The 6435-nt window shown below is 42.9% G+C and carries 5 protein-coding genes; all 5 read right to left on the reverse strand.

The window, feature by feature from the left end:
• Positions 1-191: 191 nt before the first annotated feature.
• Entirely contained in the window at positions 192-617 is a 426-nt protein-coding gene (locus O9300_RS11735; protein ID WP_287971786.1) for a hypothetical protein, read from the reverse strand.
• A gap of 131 nt (positions 618-748) precedes the next feature.
• Entirely contained in the window at positions 749-1675 is a 927-nt protein-coding gene (gene argF, locus O9300_RS11740) for an ornithine carbamoyltransferase (protein ID WP_287971787.1), read from the reverse strand.
• A gap of 209 nt (positions 1676-1884) precedes the next feature.
• Complete coding sequence (locus O9300_RS11745) at positions 1885-5121, reverse strand: tubulin-like doman-containing protein (RefSeq protein WP_287971789.1); 3237 nt, start codon at positions 5119-5121, stop codon at positions 1885-1887.
• A gap of 2 nt (positions 5122-5123) precedes the next feature.
• Complete coding sequence (locus O9300_RS11750) at positions 5124-6080, reverse strand: ribonuclease Z (RefSeq protein WP_287731591.1); 957 nt, start codon at positions 6078-6080, stop codon at positions 5124-5126.
• A gap of 147 nt (positions 6081-6227) precedes the next feature.
• The gene (locus O9300_RS11755; RefSeq protein ID WP_287971791.1) at positions 6228-6386 is read right to left on the reverse strand and encodes a hypothetical protein; all 159 of its coding nucleotides are present in this window, start codon (positions 6384-6386) and stop codon (positions 6228-6230) included.
• Positions 6387-6435 lie beyond the last annotated feature (49 nt).

Here is a 6435-nt window from a genome sequence, read left to right on the forward strand (position 1 = left end):
GAGGTAGTCAATTACCTAATTTTCAGGGAAAAAGTACCTGAATTTTCCCCCCGATCCCCGCAACGGCTGGCACTTTTTGAGGAAAAAAAAGTCTAAAAGTCTTATCCAACAAGGTTTTTAGATTTATTCAGCAGACCCTAAATCTCAACCCTTTTGTCGAGACGTTACCCCTAACGTCTCTTTTTGTCCGGTTAATGTGGGTGAGAATTTTTTAGCAATCTTTGCCGGATGCGATCAAGATTTTCTTGACTATTGACGGGTAAATGGGGTAGGGGTAATTCTAAATTGGGCCAATTACTCAAATCATGGCAGGGACAGGATAAACCCGATTGTCCCACCACTTCAATTGGTACAGGTATAGTACAACGAGCGCAGGGATGAAATTCCCATTGAGGGGAAAGTAAGTCTTGGATGGTTTGTTGAGTACCTTCTAGGTAACAATCGCCACTTTGAGGATCAAGAATTTTTTGCCAACAATCTTCAAACTCCGACGAATAGCGATCAGCATTGAAAATTGGCAGCGGAAATAGCATAGCTTGGTTTTTGGGACAAATAACTTTTTTTCCCAATTGAAACCAATGGGCGAGATATTTTTTAACTGCGGAGGTGTCTGACATATAGTTTGTGTGGAGGCTGCCCTGATTATTGCTCTTACCATCAATCCTAGCGTTAACTTCCGGTGTCGGACAGGTCTTAGGATGATTGATTATGTAGTTTAATGATTATTTTAGTAACTGAGCATCTGCAGCTAGATTAATCCCAATAAACTCACCATTAAAGCTTTTTGGGCGTGCATCCGATTTTCCGCTTGCTCCCAGACTTTTGATTGTACACCCTCGATCGCCCCGTCGGTAATTTCTTCGCCGCGGTGAGCAGGTAAACAATGGAGAATAATCGCGTCTTTGTCAGCGTGACTCATTAGCTGTTCATTGACTTGGTAGGGCTGAAAAACGGGAATTCGGGCATAAGCGAGGCTTTCCTGTCCCATACTCGCCCAGACATCAGTATAGACCACCTGAGATTCTTTTACGGCCGTAACGGGATCGTCGGTAATTAAGATTTTACTACCGGTTTTCTCGCCAATAGCCTGGGCGCTGGCGACAATTTCCCCATCGGGTTGATAGTTTGCGGGGGAGGCAACTCGCACATTTAACCCCATCAAAGCACCACCCAAGAGGAGAGAATTAGCGACATTATTACCATCCCCCACATAGGTGAGGTTAATTCCCCGTAAAGTCTGAAAAGTCTCTTGGATAGTCTGTAAATCGGCTAATATCTGGCAGGGATGTTCTAAATCCGTTAAAGCGTTGATAATCGGAATGCGCGAGTAATTGGCAAAAGCTTCTAAATCCTCTTGTTTAAAGGTGCGAACCGCGAGAATATCGAGATAGCGATCGAGTACCCGGGCTGTATCTGCTAAGGGTTCCCCGCGCCCCACTTGGGTTACACTGGGATTAAGATCGATCACCTGTCCCCCTAACTGGTACATGGCGACGGTAAAGGAAACCCGCGTCCGGGTGGAAGCTTTATAAAATAGCAATCCCAAGACTTTTTTGCAGCTAGGGTTAAGAGTGCCAGCTTTAAGCTGTGCCGATAGATTGAGTAGGGCGCTGATTTCTTCGCTACTCATGTCGGTTATTCTTAAAACATCTCGTCCTTTTAAAGTGGCTACCATTGGTTTTTCTCTCGATAAACAGGGATCTTGATTGGGTTTTATGGCAGTTAGCGGTTAGCAAAAATCTTGAGTAAAGACCTTATTATAATCCAGTTTTTTCGCTATTAGGCAATTTTTCCCGAAAATTTTCATTTTGGGGGATGTTAGTCCAGCTAACACCCCCACTTTTTCTGTTATCCGAGGACTAAAAACAAGAAATTGCCCAATTTCTACTTAACTAATTTTGCCCCACACTTAGAACAAAAATTAGACGAGGGGGGATTTTTGTGTCCACAAATACCGCAGATAATTAAAGCTGGGTTAGCCACTTCCGTCACCGAAGAAAGAGGTATTTCTCCACCGCTATCCAACTTATAGTTATCGATTAACTGCAAAATAATTGCATCCTCCCGTTTATATTCTGTACTATCTTTTCCTCCTGTCAACTCCTCGGAACGTTGTTGTAAATATTTGATAAAAGTCCGATACAAGGCTTGTTTTTTCTCCGGAGTGGCCGAATCCTGTAACTTAGCTGTCACCTGACTTTGAATTTTTTCCTTATCTTCGCGACAAGCTTTTACTTCTAACACCTGTACCGCATCTTCCCAACTGGTGGCGATATCGACTTTTTTTAATCCCGTTGCGGTTTTAATTTCATAGCGAATTGTTTTCTCATTAGTGACTCGATTGACTTCTGGAAAAAGCACTTTTAAAGCCCGGGCCGTCACCACCAATTGATAAATACTCGGATCTTCGGGAAAAACATCCCAGAAAGGAGGTTCCTTTTGGATATGCACGGGGATGGGTAAATCGCGATTTTCCCCCATTTGTTGGGCGCGTTTAGCGAGAATAAATTCTCCTTTCCAGTCTTGATAGGATTGCCGCAACTCTCTCATTCCCTCGAGACAGCGTAGGGAAAAACCGCCAATTTCCTGCACGAAGACAAGACGATGTTTTTCCACTTCTGCCAAGGGTTTAATATCGTCTTCGTTTGCAATAAATTCCCGCAGTTTCGGAATAATTTTTTGGGCTGCCGGGTTATTGGTATTTCTTCCCCCAATCAGGGCAACATTTTGATTTAATTGGGGCGTAAAACCCGCATCTTTTCCCCGCAAAACCGCAGGGTTAAGCATAATTAGGGGTCGCGATTTTTGGTAGGCAATGCGAAGATTATTGATAATATCGGCATCGTTGTTATAGATTTTTAACAAGCGATCGCAAGCGGCTAATTCCCTCTGAATTCGACTACTAGCGGGGGCATTTTGTAGTAGTTGATTAGCTTGGTTTATGATAACTTGTTGAAAATCTCCTTGACGAATATCGGCAATCTCGGTGATGTCAAATAAACGCATATTTTCATCAGCGCGGCGCGTTTCTTTCCAGAGAGGGCTAGATTGCTTTAAAATCTCTTCTGAGAGGGGTAAACAAAGGTTATCCATACCTGTATTGTAGGCATTTTTGTTACCGGCAATCCCCGAAGCAAATTGTTCGATAAAGTCTTGATAAAGACTATTTAATTCTTGTCTGTCAAATAATTTAATCCCATTAATTAACAAAGCATCGGCACTATCGATCTGTTGATTAGCTTGGAGATTAAATAGATCGCGACTTTGAATTAATTTCTGACGAAAGCGATTAAAACGGCTTTCTAATTGATTTAGATGTTCCAGTAAACGATTAATAACCTCTACTCCTGCACCTCTGGTTTTTCGTTGAATATTGGCCATTAAACAGCCTTCCAATCCCGTTAAAGCTTGTTCACAATATTGTTCCATCTTATCTTTTTTCGAGATATGAATTTTATCTTTCAGATCATTAATTTCTGCTAAAGCTGTATCATATTCTCGTTGACGTTTACTTTCGTTTTGACTCCAAACCTGTTCTTGATCGCGACGGAATTTTTCCGCTATGTCGGTGAAGATTTGTCGTACTGAAACAATAAAACTCTCGGCAAATTTTACTCCACGGTTCCGATCCTCAAGGATATTATAAAACTCCATTTCTAGAGACTTTTTCCCCCGTTGAATAATTTCATCCCGGTTATTATAAATCTTTTTCAGGTAATCGCCGTGCAGCCGTTCATCGGGACTCAATTCTAGTAAATGATTGCGTTTAAATTCCTCGACTCTTGGCGTTAAATAATCATTAATAAATTGCAGAATTTTTCCCTGTTCATTGCCTAAAATATTAACACCCTGTTTGGTACAAGAGAGCCAATTATCTTGATTGATTTCCTGACGAGTTTCGTTAGTCCATTGGGAGATTATGGCAATTAAAGAGCGATCCTTGTCGGCACATAAATCCATAATTAATTCCCCTTCGCTCAAGCGCATTCTTTTGAGTATATCACCTCTTACTAACTCCAACATTTGAGCGGGTAAAATCACGGAATCATTCAGCCACCAATTAATTAAATCTTTGGCTAAACGTTCCGATAAAGAAGCACGAATTTGGGCAATAGGAATTTCAATAGTTGATAGCCCAAAACTCATAAATTGCTTAGGATAACCGCGCCCCCCTGGGTCAGCTTGTGCCCAAGAACCCTTAATATTATCTCTAATGGAACGCTTATGAGGGGCAAAATCAGAAGTCATATCTAGGAAAATATTTTGGGCGATCATTTCCCGAATTTGACCGAGTTTAAAATCACCTTCGCCGTTTTTTGTCCCCACTAAATAGGTAAAATCAAAGGGTGGTAATTTACTAACCACTTCATCGACTAAACCGCTGCTAAACTGTTGATGATATTCGGTTCTGTAGTCAGAAAAGTAATTTAATTCCATCAGGGCAGCGTAACCATTAGCCAAAACTCGATCGCCGACACTAATCCCCGCAAATGCTTCAGGAGTGGGAACAATTGCCGTACTCAAAGGACTACTTTCCCCTCGTAACCAATTACGAATACAGTAGCCTATATCGATTAACATTCCGCTACCCGTACCACCGTTTAAAGACCCCGTAGTAAAGACATTAATGGCACTATTACTAACTTTAATTCCATAGCGATCGAGCATAAAGTTTTCTTGTCCCTTTACCCGTCTCACCGCGTCCAGAAATTTCCTTTGAATCTCATGATAATTACAAAATAAAGCAAAACGACCACAGGCGCGAATTTGTCCCGCTCCCGCTTCTAGGGAAGTAATATTTCTCTCTAATTCCGGGGGAAACCAACTATTAATCCAGGGATATCTATCCATGTCAGATACCATCTCCTGTACCTGTTTTCCACTCACCCGGGACCAGTGTTTTTCGTTATCTTTAAAAGCACTGCCCGCAGCTTCAGGATTACTGATTTTATAATCCTTATCCGTGTCAACCACCAAAAAGCTGACAATCGGAAAATTACTCAAACTGCCATAACTTTCCTCGATTAAGCGACGCAATCGCGATAAAATTTCGTTACCCGTGCCACCTATACCCACTAAAACCGTGGGAACCATGCTTTTTTCTTCTACTGCTGCTGGCATAATTATTTAACTCCTAAGGCCATTTCTTGACGGTTGCGGGGGACTTCGTAGGTGAGGAAATCGTAGGCTAATTTAGTGTTAGGAAAAATCGCCCGCGCTTCCTCTAACAGATTGGAAATATCCAGAGAATTACCCGGTAGATAACGGGGGCTAAAATGGGTCATTAATAACAATTTTACCTGGGCTGCCAAGGCCACCTGGGCTGCCATCGTTGAAGTGGAGTGAACACTTTCAAAGGCTAACCCGGCATCTTGGTGAGCAAAAGTCGCCTCATGAATTAGCACATCTGCATTCTGTGCCAATTCGATCGAGCCTTCACAGAAAATAGTATCGGTACAATAGGCAATTTTACGGCCGATTTCCGTTTCTCCGCAGAGGGACTGACCGCGAATTTTGCTGCCATCGGCGAGGGTGACAGTTTCCCCTTTTTTCAGCTTGCCGTAAATTGGTCCGGGGGGAATACCCAAAGCGTTGGCTTTTTCCACATCAAAACGTCCTGGACGGTCTTTTTCGGCGATGCGATAACCGTGGGCGGGAATACGATGTTTTAATAGCTGACAGGAGACGGTAAATTCTTCATCTTCGTAGAGTATGCCAGGGGAAATGGCATGGACGCGCACCCGATTAGCCAAATTAGTATAGGAATACTTAGCACAAGCGCGCAGATAGTCCCCTAGTCCGGGGGGTCCGTAGATATCAATATCCTGAGCAGAACCGGCTAATCCGATACTGGCTAACAATCCCATTAAACCAAAGATATGATCCCCGTGCATATGGGTGATAAAAATGCGTCGGATTTGGGAACTTTTCAGGTCGCTACGCAGTAACTGGTGTTGAGTTCCTTCTCCACAGTCAAACAGCCATATTTCCGCCCGTTGCGGCAAACGAAGGGCGATACTAGAGACATTACGGGAACGAGTGGGAACCCCAGAACTGGTTCCTAAAAAAGTAATCTCCACAGGATAGCTGTCAGGATAGAGGATTCTTTTTCTAGTCTAGGCTGTTTTGATCGATTTCTCGATCGAATTGCTGCTTTTCTGTATTTCTTGACTTGGAAACAGGAAATCCCCTGATTTTGACCTAAGTAGTCGTGCAAAATTAATTTCCTAGTCGAGACTCCGAGACTCCGAGACTCCGAGACAGCTATCAGGGATCAGATTTAAACCTCTTGCATAATTAGGGTCTGCTGAAAAAGTTTTTCCTAGGGGCAGGGTGTAGGGTGTGGGGTGTGGGGTGTGGGGTTTTACCGATTTTGAGGGGGTCAATTACCTAATTTTCAGGGAAAAAGTCCCTGAATTTCCCCCTGATCACTCC

The sequence above is a fragment of the Microcystis sp. LE19-195.1E genome (assembly GCF_027532095.1).
GTDB classification, from domain to species: domain Bacteria; phylum Cyanobacteriota; class Cyanobacteriia; order Cyanobacteriales; family Microcystaceae; genus Microcystis; species Microcystis aeruginosa.

Coding starts and splice junctions, on each gene's coding strand:
- O9300_RS11735 (WP_287971786.1), bottom strand. CDS start 617: ATGTCAGACACCTCCGCAGTTAAAAAATATCTCGCCCATTGGTTTCAA.
- argF (WP_287971787.1), bottom strand. CDS start 1,675: ATGGTAGCCACTTTAAAAGGACGAGATGTTTTAAGAATAACCGACATG.
- O9300_RS11745 (WP_287971789.1), bottom strand. CDS start 5,121: ATGCCAGCAGCAGTAGAAGAAAAAAGCATGGTTCCCACGGTTTTAGTG.